The sequence below is a fragment of the Mycobacterium sp. 2YAF39 genome (assembly GCF_052114565.1).
Classification (GTDB): Bacteria; Actinomycetota; Actinomycetes; order Mycobacteriales; family Mycobacteriaceae; genus Mycobacterium.
Genome location: NZ_JBFREZ010000006.1, coordinates 175,900 through 195,985 on the forward strand (window position 1 = coordinate 175,900; position 20,086 = coordinate 195,985).

The 20,086-nt window shown below is 66.9% G+C and carries 22 protein-coding genes; 5 read left to right on the forward strand and 17 right to left on the reverse strand.

Going from position 1 to position 20,086, the window contains the following annotated elements; translation table 11 throughout:
- Positions 1-19: 19 nt before the first annotated feature.
- The 7 genes from AB4Z42_RS18570 to ftsH all read right to left on the reverse strand — a co-directional run bounded on the left by AB4Z42_RS18570 (position 20) and on the right by ftsH (position 6,525).
- On the reverse strand, positions 20-1,297 hold the full coding sequence (locus AB4Z42_RS18570) for a DUF6779 domain-containing protein (RefSeq protein WP_442010684.1): 1,278 nt from the start codon (positions 1,295-1,297) through the stop codon (positions 20-22).
- Positions 1,298-1,373: 76 nt separating this feature from the next.
- On the reverse strand, positions 1,374-1,850 hold the full coding sequence (locus tag AB4Z42_RS18575; RefSeq protein ID WP_442010685.1) for a DUF3180 domain-containing protein: 477 nt from the start codon (positions 1,848-1,850) through the stop codon (positions 1,374-1,376).
- Positions 1,850-2,362, reverse strand: a complete 513-nt coding sequence (folK, locus tag AB4Z42_RS18580) for a 2-amino-4-hydroxy-6-hydroxymethyldihydropteridine diphosphokinase (protein ID WP_442010686.1) — start codon at positions 2,360-2,362, stop codon at positions 1,850-1,852. Before folK ends, AB4Z42_RS18575 begins: the two co-directional genes overlap by 1 nt.
- Positions 2,359-2,742, reverse strand: a complete 384-nt coding sequence (folB, locus tag AB4Z42_RS18585; protein WP_442010687.1) for a dihydroneopterin aldolase — start codon at positions 2,740-2,742, stop codon at positions 2,359-2,361. The genes folK and folB overlap by 4 nt, the downstream gene beginning before the upstream one ends.
- The gene (gene folP / locus AB4Z42_RS18590) at positions 2,735-3,538 is read right to left on the reverse strand and encodes a dihydropteroate synthase (protein WP_442010898.1); all 804 of its coding nucleotides are present in this window, start codon (positions 3,536-3,538) and stop codon (positions 2,735-2,737) included. Before folP ends, folB begins: the two co-directional genes overlap by 8 nt.
- 8 nt (positions 3,539-3,546) lie before the next feature.
- Positions 3,547-4,155, reverse strand: a complete 609-nt coding sequence (folE, locus tag AB4Z42_RS18595) for a GTP cyclohydrolase I FolE (protein WP_442010688.1) — start codon at positions 4,153-4,155, stop codon at positions 3,547-3,549.
- A gap of 27 nt (positions 4,156-4,182) precedes the next feature.
- Positions 4,183-6,525 (reverse strand): ATP-dependent zinc metalloprotease FtsH, encoded by a 2,343-nt coding sequence (gene ftsH / locus AB4Z42_RS18600; protein ID WP_442010689.1) that lies wholly within the window; start codon positions 6,523-6,525, stop codon positions 4,183-4,185.
- 83 nt (positions 6,526-6,608) lie between these two features.
- Between ftsH and AB4Z42_RS18605 the strand changes: the two genes are divergently transcribed.
- Both AB4Z42_RS18605 and AB4Z42_RS18610 read left to right on the forward strand, forming a co-directional pair.
- Positions 6,609-7,520 carry an alpha/beta fold hydrolase gene (locus AB4Z42_RS18605; RefSeq protein WP_442010690.1) on the forward strand — a complete coding sequence of 304 codons (912 nt, stop codon included), beginning with the start codon at positions 6,609-6,611 and terminating at the stop codon, positions 7,518-7,520.
- A 24-nt stretch (positions 7,521-7,544) separates the two neighbouring features.
- A complete protein-coding gene (locus AB4Z42_RS18610; protein ID WP_442010691.1) occupies positions 7,545-8,300 on the forward strand; it encodes an SIMPL domain-containing protein in 756 nt (251 codons plus the stop codon).
- Here AB4Z42_RS18610 and AB4Z42_RS18615 read toward each other — a convergent pair.
- The 6 genes from AB4Z42_RS18615 to AB4Z42_RS18640 are packed head-to-tail and all read right to left on the reverse strand — an operon-like array spanning position 8,297 to position 15,398.
- The gene (locus AB4Z42_RS18615) at positions 8,297-10,516 is read right to left on the reverse strand and encodes a molybdopterin-dependent oxidoreductase (protein WP_442010692.1); all 2,220 of its coding nucleotides are present in this window, start codon (positions 10,514-10,516) and stop codon (positions 8,297-8,299) included. The genes AB4Z42_RS18610 and AB4Z42_RS18615 overlap by 4 nt on opposite strands.
- Positions 10,517-10,534: 18 nt before the next feature.
- On the reverse strand, positions 10,535-11,098 hold the full coding sequence (gene hpt / locus AB4Z42_RS18620) for a hypoxanthine phosphoribosyltransferase (RefSeq protein ID WP_442010899.1): 564 nt from the start codon (positions 11,096-11,098) through the stop codon (positions 10,535-10,537).
- Positions 11,099-11,138: 40 nt separating this feature from the next.
- The gene (gene tilS, locus AB4Z42_RS18625; protein WP_442010693.1) at positions 11,139-12,101 is read right to left on the reverse strand and encodes a tRNA lysidine(34) synthetase TilS; all 963 of its coding nucleotides are present in this window, start codon (positions 12,099-12,101) and stop codon (positions 11,139-11,141) included.
- Entirely contained in the window at positions 12,080-13,150 is a 1,071-nt protein-coding gene (locus tag AB4Z42_RS18630; RefSeq protein ID WP_442010694.1) for a zinc-dependent metalloprotease, read from the reverse strand. Before AB4Z42_RS18630 ends, tilS begins: the two co-directional genes overlap by 22 nt.
- Complete coding sequence (gene dacB / locus AB4Z42_RS18635; RefSeq protein ID WP_442010695.1) at positions 13,138-14,517, reverse strand: D-alanyl-D-alanine carboxypeptidase/D-alanyl-D-alanine endopeptidase; 1,380 nt, start codon at positions 14,515-14,517, stop codon at positions 13,138-13,140. Before dacB ends, AB4Z42_RS18630 begins: the two co-directional genes overlap by 13 nt.
- Positions 14,518-14,543: 26 nt before the next feature.
- Positions 14,544-15,398: a DUF6159 family protein gene (locus AB4Z42_RS18640; RefSeq protein ID WP_442010696.1), complete on the reverse strand. Its 855-nt coding sequence runs from the start codon at positions 15,396-15,398 to the stop codon at positions 14,544-14,546.
- Positions 15,399-15,481: 83 nt separating this feature from the next.
- Here AB4Z42_RS18640 and AB4Z42_RS18645 point away from each other — a divergent pair, with 83 nt between their 5' ends.
- Together AB4Z42_RS18645 and AB4Z42_RS18650 are read left to right on the forward strand one after the other, a co-directional pair.
- Positions 15,482-15,970, forward strand: coding sequence for an inorganic diphosphatase (locus AB4Z42_RS18645; RefSeq protein ID WP_442010697.1), 489 nt, complete (start codon positions 15,482-15,484; stop codon positions 15,968-15,970).
- A 93-nt stretch (positions 15,971-16,063) separates the two neighbouring features.
- Positions 16,064-16,579 (forward strand): 2-oxo-4-hydroxy-4-carboxy-5-ureidoimidazoline decarboxylase, encoded by a 516-nt coding sequence (locus tag AB4Z42_RS18650; RefSeq protein ID WP_442010900.1) that lies wholly within the window; start codon positions 16,064-16,066, stop codon positions 16,577-16,579.
- Between the two features lie 4 nt (positions 16,580-16,583).
- Here AB4Z42_RS18650 and AB4Z42_RS18655 read toward each other — a convergent pair whose 3' ends face one another.
- Positions 16,584-17,135 carry a hypothetical protein gene (locus AB4Z42_RS18655; protein WP_442010698.1) on the reverse strand — a complete coding sequence of 184 codons (552 nt, stop codon included), beginning with the start codon at positions 17,133-17,135 and terminating at the stop codon, positions 16,584-16,586.
- A complete protein-coding gene (locus AB4Z42_RS18660; RefSeq protein WP_442010699.1) occupies positions 17,114-17,347 on the reverse strand; it encodes a hypothetical protein in 234 nt (77 codons plus the stop codon). The genes AB4Z42_RS18655 and AB4Z42_RS18660 overlap by 22 nt, the downstream gene beginning before the upstream one ends.
- Positions 17,348-17,462: 115 nt before the next feature.
- Here AB4Z42_RS18660 and AB4Z42_RS18665 point away from each other — a divergent pair, with 115 nt between their 5' ends.
- Positions 17,463-18,614, forward strand: coding sequence for a serine hydrolase domain-containing protein (locus AB4Z42_RS18665; RefSeq protein WP_442010700.1), 1,152 nt, complete (start codon positions 17,463-17,465; stop codon positions 18,612-18,614).
- Here AB4Z42_RS18665 and AB4Z42_RS18670 read toward each other — a convergent pair.
- Both AB4Z42_RS18670 and AB4Z42_RS18675 read right to left on the reverse strand, forming a co-directional pair.
- Complete coding sequence (locus AB4Z42_RS18670; protein ID WP_442010701.1) at positions 18,596-18,991, reverse strand: hypothetical protein; 396 nt, start codon at positions 18,989-18,991, stop codon at positions 18,596-18,598. The genes AB4Z42_RS18665 and AB4Z42_RS18670 overlap by 19 nt on opposite strands.
- Positions 18,992-19,037: 46 nt before the next feature.
- Entirely contained in the window at positions 19,038-20,066 is a 1,029-nt protein-coding gene (locus AB4Z42_RS18675; protein ID WP_442010702.1) for a TerC family protein, read from the reverse strand.
- Positions 20,067-20,086: the final 20 nt, after the last annotated feature.

Below are 20,086 nucleotides of genomic sequence, written 5' to 3' on the forward strand. Positions count from 1 at the left end.
ACGGTCGATAAAGCCTAACTCAATCTTCGCGACGTCGGCGACGGCCGCCCCCGGACGGGGCGGCCTGAAGCCGCGCCAGAAGGTCGGCCACAGATTGGCCACCGGTCTCCGCGTCCTCAGAGCTGCGATGCCGCGACCCCGCCGACTCCTCGGCCGCCTCAGGCTCCTCATGAGGAGGTGGCTCGGCCGATTCGGCGGCCAAGGTGGGCGTTGCCGGGGGCTTGCCGGGGTCGACGGCCCCGGGGCCCACCGAATGGCGGCCACGCAGTGGCGGTTCGGGGGGCGGCACCGACATCGCCGGTTGCGAATGCGCGCCAGGCGCCGGTGCACGTCGCCTGCCCACGTACTCGGCGGCAGAGCCGTTGTCGGCAGTCGGCTGGTCCGTCGGAGTCTCCGGCGGTGTCCCCCAATTGCTGCCCGGCGTCCCCGCCGGAACGAACCGTCCCTCGGCGGGCGCAGGCTGCCAATCCGATACGGGTACGGGATCCGGCTGCGGCGGTGGCGATGTCGGTGGGGCCGGCTCCGGCGCGGGCGGTGGCGGCGCGGGCGCGGGTGGTTCTTGCCCTGGCGGCCAATTGAATTGGGTGGTGCGCTCGTTATCGGTCGGCGGCGGGACCACCGGCGGAGCAGCTCCCCTGCGGTGCGCTCCGCCCGGATTCACCGACGGCACCCACTCGGACTCGGGCACGTGCGGTTCCTCATGCACGTCGATGATCGGGCTTTCGTCGGTGCGGAAATCGGTCTCGTCGTCGTCCTCGGTATCGATGCGGCTGGCGGTCACCCGACCGGCGGACTCGGGGGTCGGTGTCCAGTCGTCGTAGGAGCCGGCACCGACCCGGTCGGTTTCCAGCGCAGGCCGGTGCGACAGGTCGGCGTCGAACAGGATCTCCAGGTTGGCCCGCAGCGCTGCCAGTTCGGCCCGCAGGCCTGCAACTTCGTCAGCCGCCTGCGCCCTCAGCTCCGATACCAACTCGCGACGCAACTGCGTCTCCACAGACAGCTCGTACTCCCGGCGCGCGGATATCTCACGATCCAGCTGCAGGTCGTAGACGAGCTTGAGGTCTCTGACCTTCGCCTGGTCGATATCGCTCTGCCTGCGATAGATGACCGATACGAACGCCGCCACCACTGCGGCCCAGAGCGCCAGGATGACAGCGAGCTTCAGCAACTCCGCCCGGTCGGTGAACACCAGGGCCGAACTGGCCCCGATGGCGAGCACCAGCAACACCGTCAGCAGCACCCAGCCCGGCCGGCGCGCGCTGCGCCGAGGCCTGGCGCTGCGAGCCGGTTCGGTCATGGGGCGACAATACCCGCCACAGGTCACTCAGCGTGTCGACCTCTTCGGCGATTCGGCGCAGAGGCGCCACAAACAGTTACTCCGTTGCGCCATCAGGGTTGTCGGGCGACTCCGGCGGAGACTTGCAGCAATGCTGTAGCCACACCGCGGCGGCCACAAGTGCGAATGCACATACGGCGGCCACCACGGCGCCTGCCGTATCTTCGCCCGCGATGCGCAACGTGGAACGCCGCGGTAGCAGGTATGCAAGCACGCCGAGCCACCACCCGAGCACCAGCGCCCCCACCCACGCCGAAGCCATCGCGATCAACACGGATCTGGCAACGGCGAGCGGGTGCAGCCAGCCGGGACCGTCGCCGATCTTCCCGTCGTTGATCTTGGCCCGTATGTAGAAGGCCCACCCCGCCTCAGCGAAGGCGACCGCCAGCAACGACACTCCCGACAGCAGGGTGATGGGCGGAAAGAAGCGGTACAGCAGCAGCACGAGCAGATAGCTCGCCACGGCAGCAAGCACCGTCGCCGCGGTGAGGTCGCGATTGCGCGTGGGACCCATCAGGCCAGCACCAAGTCGGTCAATCGCACGCCATCACGGTCGGCAGGTTCGAGTTCGGCGAGCAGCTGTCCGACGGGTCGCCGCTCCCCCGCAACGGTCAGCGCCGCGCCGGGGTCGGCGGCGAGCCACGGTACGAGCACGAACGCCCGCTGATACGCCAGCGGGTGAGGCAACGTCAGGTCCTCGTCTGACGACGTGACCTCACGACCGTCGGCGCTGCACATGACGAGGTCGACGTCCAGGGTGCGGGGGCCCCAGCGTTCATCGCGCACCCGGTCGGCCGCGCGTTCCAGTTCCTGCGCGCGTCGCAGCCACCCGTGGCCGTCGAGAGTCGGATCGTCGGCGAGCACCACGGCGTTGAGGAACGGGCCCTGGTCAACGCCGCCCCACGGATCGGTCTCGTACACCGGCGATACGGTGCGCACCGTGCTGCCAAGGCCGTCGACGACCGACTGCAGCCGCGCCAACCTGTCCCCGAGGTTCGAGCCGATGGACAAGACGACCGAGGTCACGGATTACCCCGCCCGCCGCCGCGCCGCGACCGTCGTGCCACGACCGCCACGTCGGTGAACGTCAACGGGATCGGTGCGGCGGGCTTGTGCACCACCACCTCGACGGCGTGCGCCCGCTCGTCGGACATCACGTCCTCGGCGATCTCTGCTGCCACCGTCTCGATCAGGTTGCGCGGCGGACCCCCCACGATATCGGCGGCACGTTGCGCCAGCGCGCCGTAGTCGAGGGTGTCGGCGAGGTCGTCGGTCTTCGCCGCGATGTCGAAGTCAGCCCACACCGTGATGTCGATGATGAAGTCCTGGCCGTCGCGGCGCTCATGGGTGAATACTCCGTGGTTGCCCCGAACGGTCAACCCCTTCAACTCGATTCGATCAGCCACGCCAAGCCTCCAACACCCTCACCGCATCGACGGAGGCACGCACGTCGTGCACGCGCACCCCCCATGCGCCATGCAGTCCGGCGAGCGCGGAGATCACCGCGGTCGCGGTTTCTCTGCCGTCGGGCGGGCGCGGGTCGCCGTCCGGGCCGGCCAGCAGCGTGCCGAGGAATCGCTTGCGGGACGCGCCGACCAGCACCGGCACTCCGGTGCCGACGAACTCGGGCAGTGCTCGTAGAAGCGTCCAATTATGTTCTGCGGTCTTGGCGAATCCCAGGCCGGGGTCGATGATCACGTTCGCCGGATCCACGCCCGCGGACACCGCGGCGTCGACACTTTCCATGAGTTCCTCGCGCACCTCGGTGACCACGTCGAGGTATACGGGCGCGTCGTGCGGGCGAACCGCGCCGACCGACCGCCAGTGCATCAACACCCACGGAACCTTGGCGTCGGCGAGCAGCGGAGCCATGCCCGGGTCGGCGCGGCCGCCGGATACGTCGTTGACTATCCGGGCGCCGCTTTCCAGCGCGGCCTGTGCCACCGAGGCGTGCATTGTGTCGATACTCACCGTAATACCTTGTTCGGCAAGCTCTTTGATTACCGGCAACACTCGCGAGGTTTCCACCTGCGGGTCGATACGCGTGGCGCCCGGCCGCGTCGACTCACCTCCGACATCGACAATCGTGGCGCCTTGGGCGGCCAGCGCAACACCATGGGCGACGGCGCGGTCACGGTCGAGGAACAGGCCACCATCGGAGAAAGAGTCGTCGGTGACGTTCACAACCCCCATGACCTGCATCCTCGGAATCACTTGCGCAGGATGAGATCCAGTGCTTCCGACCTGGACGCGTGGTCGGTCTTGAACTGGCCACGCACCGCCGACGTCGCAGTGACGGCACCAGGCTTGCGGACGCCGCGCATTGCCATGCAGAGATGTTCGGCCTCGACGATCACGATGACGCCACGCGGGTTCAGCTTGCGCATCAACGCATCCGCGATCTGCGCGGTCAGCCGTTCCTGCACCTGTGGCCGCTTGGCGTAGAGATCCACCAGCCGCGCGATTTTCGACAGCCCGGTGACCCGGCCGTCCTCGCCGGGTATGTAGCCGACGTGTGCCACCCCGTGGAACGACACCAGATGGTGTTCGCAGGTGGAGTACATGGGTATCTGCTTGACCAGCACCAGTTCGTCGTGCTGTTCGTCAAAGGTGGTGTCCAGCACCGTGTCCGGGTCGGTGTACAGACCGGCGAACATTTCCTTGTACGCGCGCGCTACGCGCGCAGGCGTGTCTTCGAGGCCGTGCCGATTGGGATCTTCTCCCACCGCGACCAGCAACTCGCGCACGGCCGCTTCTGCACGCGCCTGATCGAACTTCGCGGGTTCGAATTTGACAGAGTTGTTCTGCGACTTCGTCATTGGAGCCTCCTGTGAACCGGCAGCCTGTCAGCCGTGCGGATTCTGCCGGCCGTTCTCCTGCCCCGAATCGTCGTTCGGGTTCGGTTGACCACCCTGCTGGGGATGGCCGGGCTGCGGGTAGGGCTGATAGGGCGGATACGGTGGCGGAGCCGCGCCGGCGACATTGGGGTTCTGCCACCCGGACTGATTGGGCGGCGGCGACGGATACCACTGACCGTGCGGTTGCTGCTGTTGCGGCGGCTGTGCCTGCGGTGGCCAGCCGGGAGCGTGCCATCCTGCGGGAGCGCCGTAGTCCGGTTGCGTCGGCGCGTTGGCTCCGGTTCCGTTGGCGCCGTTGCCGTTTGCGCCGTTCGTCTGACCCTCGGCGACCTTGGTGGCTTCGGCGGCCCTCGACGCCTGCGCGATGGCCGTCTTGAAGGCGGGCTCGGGCACCGGCTTGGGCCACGGCTCTCCGCGTTCGATCGCCAGCTCGCCCGGCGTCTTGATAGGGGGCTTGTCCGACGGGACACGACCACCGAAGTCGTCGAACATCGTCAGTCGCGGCCGCTTCTTGACGTCCTCGAAGATCGCCTTCAGCTCGGCGCGGTGCAGCGTCTCCTTCTCCAGGAGCTCACCGGCCAGGGTGTCGAGCACGTCGCGGTACTCGGTGAGGATCTCCCACGCCTCGGTGTGCGCCGCTTCGATCAGCTTGCGGACCTCGTCGTCGATGATCTGCGCGACCTCGTGGCTGTAATCGGCCTGGGTGCCCATGGTGCGGCCGAGAAACGGGTCGCCGTGCTCGGTGCCGTAACGAACAGCGCCGAGTTTGGAGCTCATGCCGTACTCGGTGACCATCGCGCGGGCGATCTTGGTGGCCTGCTCGATGTCGGATACCGCACCTGTGGTCGGCTCGCGGAACACCAACTCTTCGGCGGCCCGGCCACCCATCGCAAACACCAGCCGCGCGATCATCTCCGAGCGGGTCATCAGACCCTTGTCGTCCTCGGGCACCGCGACCGCATGGCCACCGGTGCGACCACGGGCGAGGATCGTCACCTTGTAGATCGGCTCGATGTCGGGCATCGCCCACGCCGCCAGAGTGTGTCCGCCTTCGTGATAGGCGGTGATCTTCTTCTCGTGCTCGCTGATGATGCGGCTCTTGCGTCGCGGCCCGCCGACGACACGGTCGACGGCCTCCTCCATCGCGGCACCCGTGATGACGGTGCCGTTCTCACGGGCAGTCAGCAGCGCCGCTTCGTTGATCACATTGGCCAGGTCCGCGCCGGACATGCCGACGGTCCGCTTGGCCAACCCGTCGAGATCGGCGTCGTCGGCCATAGGTTTGCCCTGCGAATGCACCTTGAGCACCGCTTTGCGGCCGGCGATGTCGGGGTTGGACACCGGGATCTGGCGGTCGAAGCGGCCCGGCCGCAGCAGTGCCGGGTCGAGGATGTCGGGCCGGTTGGTGGCCGCGATCAGGATGACGCCCTGGCGGTCGCCGAACCCGTCCATCTCGACCAGCAGCTGGTTCAGCGTCTGCTCGCGCTCGTCGTGACCGCCGCCCATGCCTGCACCACGCTGGCGTCCGACGGCGTCGATCTCGTCGACGAAGATGATGCATGGGCTGTTCTGCTTCGCCTGCTCGAACATGTCGCGCACGCGGGACGCGCCGACGCCGACGAACATCTCGACGAAGTCCGAACCGGAAATGGTGAAGAACGGCACCCCGGCCTCCCCCGCCACGGCGCGTGCCAGCAATGTCTTGCCGGTGCCCGGCGGGCCGTAGAGCAGGACGCCCTTGGGGATCTTGGCGCCGAGCGCCTGATACCGCGTGGGGTTCTGCAGGAAGTCCTTGATCTCGTAGAGCTCCTCGACCGCCTCGTCGACACCCGCCACGTCGGCGAACGTGGTCTTGGGCATGTCCTTGCCCAGCTGCTTGGCCTTCGACTTGCCGAAACCGAAGCCCATCCGGCCGCCGCCGCCCTGCATGCGGGAGAACATCACGAACAGGCCGACGAGCAGCAGCAGCGGCAGCAGGTAGATCAGCAGCGAGCCCAGCATGCTGCCCTGATTCACGACGGTATTGATCTTGGCGTTCTTGGCGCTCAACGCGTCGAACAGCTGCACTCCGTACCCCGTGGGGTACTTGGTGATGATCTTGTCGCTGTCCTCTGTGTCGCTGTTGCCCTTCTTCAGCTCCAGGCGAAGCTGCTGCTCACGGTCGTCGATCTGCGCGCTCTTGATGTTGTCGCTGCTGATCTGGGACATCGCCACCGAGGTGTCGACGGGTTTGAATCCGCGAGTGTCGTCACTGAAGTAGTAGAACGACCAACCCAGCAACAGCACCACCGCTATCACGGTGAGCGTGCGGATCACATTTTTACGGTTCATCGAATGTCCGTCGTCGACTTCCTCTTGATCGCAGTCAGAAACCACCAGGCTACCGCTAGACCAACGAACCAAGGTTCCCGCCGGTGTGCTTGGCTGACCTCGTGCACAGCTCGGCCGAACGGATAGTCGAGACGAACGGGGTGGCGCTTCGGGTCATCGAAGCCGGGGATCGTGGTGCGCCTCTCGTCGTACTGGCCCACGGATTCCCCGAACTGGCGTATTCGTGGCGGCACCAGATTCCGGTTCTCGCCGACGCCGGGTATCACGTGCTGGCCCCCGACCAGCGCGGGTACGGCGGTTCCAGCCGACCCGATGCCGTCGAGGACTACGACATTCATGCGCTGACCGGCGACCTCGTCGGCCTGGTCGACGACGTCGGAGTGGAGCAGGCCGCGTTCATCGGTCACGACTGGGGCGCCATGGTCGTATGGCACACCGCGCTGCTGCATCCCGACCGGGTTCGGGCGGTTGCCGGTCTCAGCGTGCCGCCCATCCCGCGGGCACGCTCGCGCCCTACCGAACGCTGGCGGGAGAAGTTCGGCGACGACTTCTACATGCTGCGGTTCCAGGAGCCCGGCGTGGCCGACGCGGAGATGGAGGCCGATGTGGCCGTCACCATGCGGGGAATGTTCGCCGGACTGGTCGCGGGCGACGCGCCGCTGCCCGAGTGGATCAGCTCCGACGAGTTTGACCACTACGTCACCGAGTTCTCCAGGACCGGCTTCACCGGCGCACTGAACTGGTACCGAAACTACGACCGCAACTGGGAGTCGACGCCACAGCTGGCCGGCGCACAGACCACTGCGCCCGCATTGTTCGTCGGCGGTACCGCCGACCCGGTCGGCCCGACGATGAATCCCGCCCGCGCACGCGAAGTCGCTGCGGGCCCGTACACCGAGAGGTGGATCGACGGTGCCGGACATTGGGTGCAGCAGGAGCGCGCCGACGAGGTCAACACGATCCTGTTGGCATTCCTGGACGAGGAAATCCGGTGACGCCCTGACGGTATGGTGCCTCTCATGCCGATCGCTGCCCGGGCGAAGTTGCCCACCCGACTCCTCGTTCTCGCCGCCGCAGGACTTGTTGCCACACTGTCGGGTTGCGATTCGACCTCGGGACCGATCAGCACTCTGACGACCCCGGACCCCGACGTCCGACAGGTCACCGTCGTCGGCTCCGGTGAAGTCAAGGGCACACCGGACACGTTGAACGTCAACGCGTCGATCGAGTTCACGGCCCCCGACGTCACCGGCGCGATGAACCAGGTCAGCGATCGTCAGCTCGGGGTGATCAACGCGCTGGTGGATGCTGGTGTGGACCGGAAAGACATCAGCACAACGCAAGTGAGCCTGCAGCCGCAGTTCTCGCCGACCACCGACAGCACCACCATCGTCGGCTACCAGGCGAGCAACTCGATCGACGTGAAGATCCGCCAGCTCGACGCGGCATCGCAGGCGCTCGCGCTCATCATCAGCACCGGCGGGAACGCCACCCGGATCAACAATGTGAACTATTCGATCGACGACGACAGTCAACTCGTCCGCGACGCCCGCAGCCGTGCCTTCAACGATGCAAAGGATCGCGCCGGTCAGTACGCAGGACTGTCGGGTCTGACTCTCGGCAAGGTCATCTCGATCTCGGAGGCGCCCGGATCCGCGCCGCCGGTTCCGATGCCGCGCGGCGGCGCCGAGATGGCGATGGCCGCACCGGTGCCGGTCGAACCGGGCCAGCAGACCGTCAGTTTCAACGTGACGGTGATCTGGGAGCTCACCTAGCCGGCGGGAGCGATGTCGACCGGTATCCCGTTCAGCACGGCGGTGCCCGACAGCCGGTCGAGCTGATTGCCTGCGTTGAGCTGATTGACGTTGACCCCGGGATCTCGCGCCGCGATCTCCTGGCCGGTGCCGCCGCGGTCATGACCCCACCCGTGTGGAAGAGACACCACCCCGCGCCGCATGCTGTCGGTGATCTCGATCGGAGCCAGCAGTTCGCCGCCGGGGCCCTTCACGACCGCGGTGTCGGTCAAGCCCAGATCGGCGGCGTCGTCGGGGTGGATCCGCAGCGTGCACTTGTTGCTGCCACCTGCGAGCGCGGGCACGTTGTGCATCCAACTGTTGTTGGAACGCAGATGGCGTCGTCCGATGAGGACGAATCGATCGGCGCGCCGGTGGAGTGACTCCCGAAGTCGCGCCGCGTCCTCGATGAGCGGCTGCGGCGCGAGTTCGATTCGCCCCGTTGGGGTTCGCAGCACCTCGGACAGGCGCGGCTGCAGCGGGCCGAGGTCCACACCGTGCGGCATCTCTTTGAGTCGCTGCAGTGTCAGACCGTCGGGCTTGGCGCCGAACGCGTCGCCATACGCCCCCAGTCGCAGCATCATGTCGAGGCGGCGCTCGTACCCGGGCCCGGGCGCGAGCATCGCGGTCAGTTCCGCGACGGGACGGCCTGCGACCGGCGAGCCGGGATCGGCGGTCTCCTTGGCCAATGCCATCGCGATGACCTGTTCGTCGACGACAGCGGGATCGCCGTCGGCGCCGGAGCCGAAGAGGACGAGCGCGATCCGCGACAGGATCTCCGCCTCGTCGGGTCGACCGGCCGCGGGCAGCACCGGCGGCGAATACCGGACGTTGTTGCGCACCGCGAGGTTGTTGAGTGCGAAGTCGAAGTGGGCGGTCTGCGAGGGCGGTGGTGGCGGCAGGATGACGTCGGCATGACGCGTCGTCTCGTTGAGGTACGGATCGACGCTCACCATGAACTCGACGCCGTCGAGCGCACGGTCGAGGCGGTCGCCGTCGGGGGCGGAGAGCACGGGGTTTCCGGCGATGGTGATCGTCGCCTTGATCTGTCCGTCGCCGGGTGTGTCGATCTCCTCGGCGAGTGCGGCCGCCGGAAATTCGGACAGCGCTTCGGGGTGACCGGAGACGCGGCTGTGCCAGCGTCCGATCCGGAAGCCGCGCCCTGTCTTCGGCGGACGGGGTGCGGGTGCCGTCGCGCCGAGCGGGAACATCGCCCCGCCCGCACGGTCGAGATTGCCCGTCAGGACGTTGATGACGTCCACCAGCCAGCTGCCGAGCGTTCCGAATTCGACGGTGGAGGTGCCGATTCGGCCGTAGACGGCGGCGGTCGGCGCGGCGGCGAGTTCACGGGCCAGCGACCGGATCTCATCGGCGGCGACCCCGCAGTATTCGGCGACCGTGTCCGGGCCGAAGTCCGCCGCGACGGCGCGGACCTCATCGAGACCGTTGACATGGCCGGCAACTGTGCCGAGGTCGACAAGGCCCTCGTCGAAGAGCACATGCACGACGGCGAGCATCAGCGCCGGGTCGGTACCCGGGCGGACCGCGATGTGACGATCGGCGAGTTCGGCGGTGCGCGTGCGCGCGGGATCGATGACGACCAGCGTGCCGCCGCGCTTGCGCAGCGCCCGCAACTTGCCGGGAAAATCGGCGGCGGTGGCCAGACTTCCGTTGGACACAAGGGGATTCGCGCCGATGACGACGAGGTAGTCGGTGCGGTCGAGATCGGGCACGGTGAACGCGACCGGGCTGCCGAACATGAGCCCGAGCGCGACGTGCTTGGGCATCTGGTCGAGCGTGCTCGCGCTGAATACCTGCCTGGTGCCGAGGGCGCGGATGATCACGGGCGGATACAGCGCGCCCGCCACCGTGTGCGCGCTCGGATTGCCCAGATACACACCGACCGAGGTTCCGCCGTGCTCGGCGATGACGGCGTTGAGGCCTTCGGCGACCGCTGCGAACGCCTCGTCCCACGTGGCCTCGGTCAGCACGCCGTCGCGCCGCACCAGCGGCCGCGCCAACCGGTCGGGGTCGTTGTCGAGTTCGGCGAAACTCGCACCCTTCGGGCAGATGAACCCGTGGCTGAACACATCGTCACGATCGCCGCGGGCGCCGGTGAGCCTGCCGTCGTCGATCGTCAGGGTCAGGCCGCAGGTGGCCTCGCACAAAGGACAGATCCGAAGGGCTGTTTCGGTCACGCCCTCATCTTGCGCCGACTACAGCTCCTCGTACACCTTGGGGTCCAGCGTGCCGATGTAGGGCAGGTCCCGATAGCGCTCGGCGTAGTCGAGGCCGTAGCCGACGACGAACTCGTTGGGGATGTCGAAACCGACGTAGGCGATCTCGACGTCGGCGCGCACGGCATCGGGTTTACGCATCAGCGTGCAGACCTTCAACGAACGCGGATGCCGGGTCGCGAGGTTGCGCAGCAGCCAGGACAGCGTCAATCCGGAGTCGACGATGTCCTCGACTATCAGCACGTCACGGTCGTTGATGTCGCGATCGAGATCCTTGAGGATGCGCACCACGCCCGACGACGACGTCGACGAGCCGTAGGAACTGACCGCCATGAACTCCAGCTGGGTGGGCACCGGGATCGCCCTGGCCAGGTCGGTGACGAAGAAGACCGCGCCCTTGAGCACCGTGATGAGCAGCAGATCCTGGCCATTCTCGGCGATGGCATCGCGGTAGTCGTCGCCGAGCCTCGCCCCGAGTTCGGCGACCTTCGCCTGGATCTCCTCAGACGAGAGCAGCACCGACTTGATGTCTCCGGAGTACATCTCGGTGGTGTGCGCGGCCACGTGCACAGCGTGCCATGTTTCACACAGGCTCGGTGTGCAGGGTCAGCATCCCGTCGCGCCGGCCCGCGATCAGCCGCCGGCTGCGCAGCGGCGATCCCACCGCGACCCCACCCTGTCCGCGCCATGCGGTCACCAGGGTGTCCACCCCGCGGATCTGTTTGTCGGTCAGTCCGCTGGCGCCGCCTGCCAGCAGCCAGCCTCGAATGACCCTCCGCCGAACGGCCTCCGGCAGGTCGCGCAGGCGCGAGGTGTCGAGGCCTGCTGCGGTCGATACCTCGCCGAGCTCATGGCCCGCCAGATCGTCGAGCGCCTCGGTGTCCTCGCGCAGCGCGGCGGCGGTGCGCGCCAACGCCTCGGCGACGCCGCCACCGAGCACGTCCTCAAGCAGTGGGAGCACCTCGCCGCGCAGCCTCGTCCTGGTGTACCGGCGATCGACGTTGTGCGGGTCCTGCCACGGTGTCAGGTTCAGCTCGGCGCACGCCGCATGCGTCACTTCGCGTCGCACACCGAGCAGCGGGCGGTACCACGGCGGGTCGTGCGGGCGCATCCCGGCGATGGAGCGGGCCCCCGAACCGCGGCCCAGGCCGAGCAGCACGGTCTCGGCCTGATCGTCGAGTGTGTGCGCGAGCAGTACCGACGCCCCGGCCCGTGCGGTGTCCAGCGCCCGGTAGCGTGCGGTGCGCGCGGCGGCCTCGGGACCGCCTGCGGTGCCCACGTCGACGCGAAGCACCTGAGCCTCAACACATCCCAACGCGAGCGCCTGTTCGCGCGCGGTTGTCGCCACCTTGTCGGAGTCGGTCTGCAATCGGTGGTCGACGATCAGCGCCGTCGTCGGTTTGGCGTTGGCCGCAATCGCCGTCAGTGCCAGCGAGTCGGCACCCCCCGACAGCGCGACACACCAGCGTTGGTCGGCAACCGCATGCTCGCGTTCGAAGGTCTTCACCGCCGCATGCAGCGCGGCTACAGCACTCTGTCGATCCACCGCTGTGGCTTGTCGATTTCCGTTGGCTGCGGCAGTGTTTCCGCATTGGACCAGACGGTGTTGAACCGTGTCATCCCGACCCGGGACACCACGTGGTCGACGAACGCCTTGCCGCGGGTGTACTGGCTGAGCTTGGCGTCGAAACCGAGCAATGCCCGCATGATCCGTTGCAGCGGAGGCTGTTTGCGCTGACGCCGTTCATCAAAGCGCCTGCGGATGGTCGCCACCGACGGCACCACCTTGGGCCCGACGGCATCCATCACATGGTCGGCATGACCCTCGAGAAGCGTGCCCAACACCAGCAACTGGTCCAACGCCCGCCGCTGCGGCTCGGCCTGAACGGCGCGCATCAGGCCGATCATCCCCGCCGAATTGGGATCTGTCTCGGAGTCGACGACGTAGTCGCGGCGGCTGCGGACGAACGCCGCGAGCCTGCCCACCATCTGGCCGACGTCGTCGCCGGCGTCCTGCGTGAGCACCGCGAGTGACTGCGACATATGGTCTGCCAGCCACGGGTTGGCCCGGAACTGAACCCGGTGGGTGACCTCGTGCAGACACACCCAGAGCCTGAAATCAGTTGGCTGAACCCGCAATTGGCGCTCCACGCCGATCACGTTGGGGTACACCAGCAGAAGCTCGCCACCGTCGGGACCGAACGGGTCGTACTGGCCGAGGATGCCCTGGGATACGAACGCGAGCACCGCCCCGGTCTGCGCGCCGGTGATCCGCCCGCTGATGAAACCCTTCGGCTCCTCCGTGCCGCCGGTCATCACCCGCATCGACTTCGTCGCCGCGTTGATCCACTGCGCGCGGTCCACGATGCGGGCCTCGGGAATCGCGCCGCCCTCGTTGAGGCCGGTGACCTCACGCACCGGCACCTCGGCGTCGCGTGACGCCTCGGCCAGCTGCTCGATGACCTGGCGGCGGGTGTAGTCGGAGGCCGCAGGGCCCGGCCGCACGAGCTTTTCCCCGACTTCGGCGGCGAACTTCCAGTCGACGGCCCGTCCGACGCTGGGCGATGGCTGCGTCTCGGTGCTCATGCGCTGCATCCGCACGACCGCAGGACCGCGGCGAAGGTGTCGAGCGCGACACGGCCCGTCGGTCCGGCGTCGTTGGAGATCAGGGCGAACGTGAGCACCCGCCCGCTGGCGTCGGTGATGATGCCCGCCAACGAGTTCACGCCGGTCAGCGATCCCGTCTTGGCACGCAGGAATCCGGCGGCGGACCGGCCTGCGTCGGTGTCGAGGTAGCGGTTGGACAGGGTGCCGCTGCCACCTGCGATGGGCAGCAACTCGACCAGCGATCGCATCTTGGGTTGGGCGCTGCCCGCGGCGGCGTTGATGACTTCGTCGAGGGTCTCCGCGGTGAGCCGGTCATCCATGGACAACCCGCTGGAGTCGAAGAGCCTGGCGTTGGTGGTGTCGATCTTGGCGGCGTCGAGTTGGCCGAGCACCGCCTGAACCGCACCGGCGAAACTCTGCGGGCGGCCGAGTGCGGCGGCGACCTCGCGGCCGGTCGACTCGGCCATCACGTTGTCCGAGGCGTTCATCATGTCGCGCAGCCGGTCGATGAGCGGCGGCGATTGCACCGACGCGATCTCCTGGCCGCCGCGCGCGGCCCCCGGGACCACGGTCACCTTCGCCGGGTCGACGCCCAGCGCCGAGGCCAGCGCGCGCCCGGCGTCCAGCGCGGGCGTCTTGGATCTCCAGGAATCGACGCTCACGGGTTGGGTGCGCCCACCGTCGAGCATCACCGACTCCATCGGCGCGATATCGCCGCCGTCGACGTCTGCCGGATCCCAACCCGGCGCCATCGTCGGACCGGTGTAGGCGCTCACGTCGACCTGCACCGACTTGGCGTCGATACCGGCGGCTTTCACCTGGTCGGCCAGGTCGCTGATCCGCGCCGCGTCGCGGTACCACGTCGCCTCGCCAGCCGGGGCCGCGGACAACGTCTGGTCACCGCCGCCCATCAACACCACGACGCCGGGCTTGGTCGTGCTGAACACCCGGGTGGTGAGCCGGGCGTCGCGGTCGAGGGTCAGCAGCGCCGCCGCGGCGGTCAGGGTCTTGTTCGTCGACGCCGGCTGCATCGGCAGGTCCGCGCCCTGCGACCAGAGTTCGGCCCCGGTGATCGCATCGGTGATTCGGCCGGTGAACTTGCCGAGGTTGGGATCGGCGAGCGCAGGCGCGAGCACGGCGGCCAGCCGGTCGGGAGTGGGCTTTTCGGCAGAGTCGGCGACGGGCACGACACCAGGGTTCGCGGTCGCTGCCGCGGGGGTCGGCTTGGCCGCTGCCGCCTCGGTGGAGCCCTCGCCGGTCATCACGGCCGACACCGCCACCACAGCGGCAACCACCACCAGCACCGCCACCGCGATCAACGCATGGGTGGATCGCCCCCACGTCGTCGGCCGCATATATGCAGGGTATCCGTTGCGCTGTGTCACGCCCGCCGAGTGCGCCCGCCGAACGCCGCCTGCACGAGCCCGCTGTCGAACGCGGCAGGTGCCTGACCCGTGGCCGCGTACTCGTACACGGCCACGCGGAAGATCGAGTTGAGCGCGCTGGCGATGATGGCGACGACGATCACCGCGGCCACCGTCACGGCGCCGACAGCGATCGCAAACGGCGTGAGTCCGACAGCGACGAGCGCGTACGCGACGCCGCCACCGACGAGGACCATCCCGAACACGATCAGACCCGTGACCCCCGAGATCGCGACCTGCCCGGTCACACCCTCACCCCACTTCGCCCTGACGACCTGTACCGATCGTTTCAGCGAACGAATCGGGCCGGTTCCCTCCAGCGCGATCACAGGGATCACGAAATATGTCGCCACCGCCCACGCGGCACCGGCGATCCACACTGCGATCCTGCCCAGCAGCGGGAAGCGGTCCTCGAGGATCTGCAGTATCAGCCCGACGGTGCCCGCGACGAGGGTCCAGCCCAGGATCGGCCCGAGCTGGCGCGTCGCGGCCGCGATACCCTCGCCGACCGTGGTGTCCTCGCCACGCAACGAGCGCGCGGCACATGCGGCCAGCGCCACGTTGAAGAAGATCGTGATGAACGTCGACACATATATGGTCACGACCGCCACGACGGCAATCACGGGATTGTTCTGTTCGACCGTTCCGTTCACGAACGTGCCTGTGACCAACGCGGTCGGCACCATGATCGCGACGACGGCGATCATCGCGAAAATCGTCGACAGGATCGGGAAGATCGCCAGCGACCTGTCTTTCTTCAGAACCGCCCAGCTCTGCTTCGCCAGAGCCCAGCCGTTCGCCATTCTGCCCATCGCGCCTCCCGGGTAGGTCGCCAGAATCGTAGGCGGCTGACCGTGGCGGGGAATGGAGAATCAGCCTGGATTAGGGTGATGCCGTGCAATTTGACGTAGTCATCGAGATCCCGAAGGGATCGCGCAATAAGTACGAGGTCGACCACGACAGCGGGCGGGTGAAGCTCGACCGCTACCTGTACACGGCGATGGCGTATCCCGCGGATTACGGCTTCTTCGAGAACACGCTCGGCGAGGACGGCGATCCGCTCGATGCGCTGGTGCTGCTCCCGGAGTCCGTTTTTCCCGGCTGCATCGTCGAGGCACGGCCGGTCGCGATGTTCCAGATGACCGACGAAGCAGGCGGCGACGACAAACTCCTCTGCGTGCCCGCGGGCGACGTGCGCTGGGACCACATCCAGGATCTCGGCGACGTGCCGAGCTACGAGCTCGAGGCGATCAAGCATTTTTTCGTGCACTACAAGGACCTCGAACCAGGTAAGTACGTCAAGGCCGCGGACTGGGTAGGACGCGAACAAGCCGAGGCGGAGCTCCAGGCGTCGGTCGAGCGGTTCAAAGCTGCGGGCCACTGATTCTGCGGACCATTTTCCAGGCCCTAAATTTTCATCGCCGTAACATTCGGTAACGCGCGCGTACCGTGCGGATTCGATGATGACGACGTGTTGATGCATCAGGGGATCGGCCTCGAGGCGTTCAACGCAATGCCGATGCGACGGGCCGTGCACGCGATCTATGAATGCTGCTACAGCGTGCCGCTGGCGGCCGATCTGTGCCGCGGTCGGGCATTCTCCAGCCACGACGAGCTCTACCGGGCGGCCGACGCACTGTTGTTCGGGCTCTCCGAGGAATCGGTCGACACGATCCTGCAGGCCTACCCGGACATCGGGCGCAGACCGGGCAGCGAGAAGTCAGCGGCAGAGCAGTGCGCCATCTGGTGCGACGAGCCCGAGGTGATGGAGCGGCTGGCGCAGGCGTCGAAGCGCTATCTGGAGCATTTCGGCTTCGGCTTCGTCATGTTCATCAACGGCTTCACCGCACACGATGTGCTCGCGACCATGTCGGACCGTCTGCACAACGACGCCGACACCGAGCGCAAGATCGTGCGAAACGAGTTGGCGCGCATCAACCGCACCCGCCTCGAGCGCATGCTGGGCCCCGAGGGCGGCTACGACAACTGGTGAGGAGTCAGACTCCTTGCCAGTCCAGGATTGCCGTGTCCTGCTTCTTGCCGAGGTCGATCACGAAGTCGTCCGGTGCAGGATCGTTGACCGGACCGTCGAACTCGATCGTCGTCGCCGCGTTGCCCTGGGTGAATGTCAATACACTTGTCGACTGCGTCCCATTGTTCGTCGTTCCCGCGACCAAATTCCCGTTGGCGCCCACCGCCGCGGCCACCTTCCTCGGCATGGCCACCTGATCCGCAGCCGACGACAACGAAGCAAGCGCGGCCTGCTCGTTGGGATAGAGCAGGATGCTGGTGGTGATTGACCGGGTACCGCCTTCGCGGTGGGTGTACTCCGCCTGCACACCTTGCTGACCGTTCGGGTTGATGATGAACGGAGCCGAGCTGTACGCCAGCGAGTCCGTGAGGAGGTTCGGGTCCACGGGTAGCGTGCTGAGGTCGGGTTGCGCTGCGGCAGAACCCAACCCGCCGATCGTCGCCGCAACGGCCATGGCGGCGAACATCGCCGCCGCCTTCGCATACGTGTTCATCGTCAGCATGGGTAGCACGCCCATCCGCGCCATCCGTCCCGCCAGAACCAGCCGGGGCCGCAGCCCATGTTGCCCGTGGTGCCGTAGCAGTCGAGGGCGATCACCTTGGGAACCGCAGGGACCGAAGGCTGGGTGTAGGTCGTATCAGGAACCGAACCCGCCCCGGCTGTCGGTGCGGTAAGTATCGGCCCTGTCATCAGTGCGGCTACGGCGACCGCCATGGTGAGTCTGCGCATGCCTGCTCTCTCTCCTCGACATTGACTCTCGGACATGCAGAACGTACTCCCCTGACGTGGACGCCACTTTGCAATTGCCGGAACAAAGCCACGTCAGACGCCGCATGATGGTCCGATGCATGAGGTACTGCACGGGCACTGCGATCCGCAGTTCGACAAGGTGGCCGAGGCGCTCGCCGACGAGATCACCCGCGGTGAGGAACTCGGCGCATCGATCGCCATTGACATCGACGGCGAGTACGTCGTCGACATGTGGGGCGGACATGCGGACCGAGCCAAGACCGTGCCGTGGTCCGAGAACACCATCGTCAACTTCTGGTCATGCACGAAGACACTCACCGCGCTGTCGGCGTTGATACTCATCGACCGAGGTCTGCTCGACCCCTACGCTCCCGTCGCCAAGTATTGGCCGGAATTCGCCGAGAACGGCAAGCGGGACATCGAAGTCCACCACCTCCTGGCTCACACGTCGGGGGTTTCGGGGTGGGACATGCCGTTCGACGTCGATGACATCTACGACTGGGAGAAGTCGACCAGCCTCCTCGCCGGACAGGCGCCGTGGTGGGAGCCCGGCACGGCCTCGGGATACCACGCCATCAACTACGGTCATCTGATCGGCGAGGTGATCCGTCGTATCACCGGCAAGACGCTCAAGGCGTTCGTTTGCGAGGAGATCGCCGATCCCCTCGACGCGGACGTCCAGATCGGCGCCCGCGCCGAAGACGACCACCGCATCGCTGAACTGATTCCGCCGCCGGCTCTTGATCTGCCGTACGACGCATTGCCCGCGGATCACCCGATGCTGAGAACATTCGCGGCGTTCCGGGCTGCCCCGGACTTCGCAGCGATCGCTGAAACCACAGCGTGGCGGCGTGCGGATATCGGTGGCGCGAACGGGCACGGCAATGCACGGGCACTCGCGCGCGCACTGTCGCCGATCTCGTTGGGCGGTAAGGCAAACGGCGTTCAGGTGCTCAGCCCTGCAACCATCGACTTGATCTTCCAGGAGCAATCCAGCGGCGTCGACCAGGTACTCTTCACCCCACTACGGTTTGGCATCGGCTTCGGATTGCCCACTCCTGAGAGTGTTCCCGCCGTCCCGGAGGGCAAGATCTGTTGGTGGGGCGGTTGGGGTGGTTCGGCGATCGTGATGAACCCCGAACATCGAGCCACGTTTGCCTACGTGATGAACAGGATGGGTCCCGGCACAGTCGGCACCGACCGCACCAACCGGTATGCGCGCCTGTTTTACGAAGCCCTCGCCTGACCGCGAAGGGCCAGCCAGTCGAGCACGTCCAGACCAAGCGCGCGCAGATCCTGGTGCGGTGTCGCCGCGATCAACGTGACACCGTCTGCCACTCCTGCCGATTCGATATCGGCGATCAACCCCGCCAGGCCGCCGACCGTGCCCGCGTAGCGCACACCGTCGACGGATTCGAGTTCGTTGCGTGCCGAACGGAAATCGGCCGCCACCGCCACGGTCACGTCGAGGATGACGGCGACTTCGTCGGAATCCGCCCGGATACGGGTGCGGGCCCGCTTCGCCTGCAACAGATCGTCCGCGGCGACTCGCACGGCCGGCGCGGCACCGTCGGTCAACTCGCTCCATTGCCCGTCAGCGCCGTCTGCCACGAATAGCCGCACAACCGCCACGTTAGGCCCGTGCCCCAGCTGCCGTCGATACTTACGGTCAGCGCGAGTCCAAGCTCTCCTCGGACTCCTCCGGACCCTGAGCGTCCTTGGCCTGGCCGTTCTTCGCATCGTGGACCCGCGTCTTGTACAGGCTGGCGGCGGTGGTGATGAGCAACGTCACAATGATCACGCCGAGGCTGGCCAGCGTGGGGATCTCCGGCACCGGCACGTGCTCACCGCCGTTGATGAACGGCAGCTCGTTCTCGTGCAGCGCGTGCAGGACCAACTTGACGCCGATGAACGCCAGGATGATGGCCAGGCCCTGCGACAGGTAGACCAGCCGCTTGAGCAGATCACCCAGCAGGAAGTACAGCTGGCGCAGACCCATCAGCGCGAACACGTTCGCGGTGAACACCAGGTAGGGCTCGCGGGTCAGGCCATAGATCGCGGGAATGGAGTCCAGCGCGAAAAGCAGGTCGGTGGTACCCAGCGCGACAATCACGAGAAACATCGGCGTCATCAGCCGATTGCCGTCCTCCTTGATCCACAGCTTCAGGCCGTCCCACTTCTCGGTGAGGCTCAGGTGGTTGCGGGCGAAGCGCACCACGAAGTTGTCGGCGTCGTCGTCGTGGTCGGTGTCACGCACCAGGTTGATCGCGGTGTAGACCAGGAACGCCCCGAAAACGTAGAAGACCCAAGAGAACTGGTTGATGGCGACGGCGCCGAGCGCGATGAAGATGCCGCGGAAGATGAGCGCCAGGATGATGCCGACCAACAGCGCCTGCTGCTGGAATTTCCTCGGCACATTGAAGCTGGCCATGATGATCAGGAAGATGAACAGGTTGTCCACCGACAGGCTGTACTCGGTGAGCCAGCCCGCGAAGAATTCGAGACCGAACTGGCTGCCGTGGAAGAACCACACCCACAACCCGAATGCCACGGCGAGCCCGATGTAGATCGTCAGGTACGTCCCGGTTTCGCGCTTCGACGGTTCGTGCGGGCGCCGCCCGATCACGATGACGTCGAACAACAGAATCGCGATCGTCACGCCCAGCGTGATGATCCACTCGAGTTGAGAAACGTTCACAAAACCTCCGGTCGTCGCGG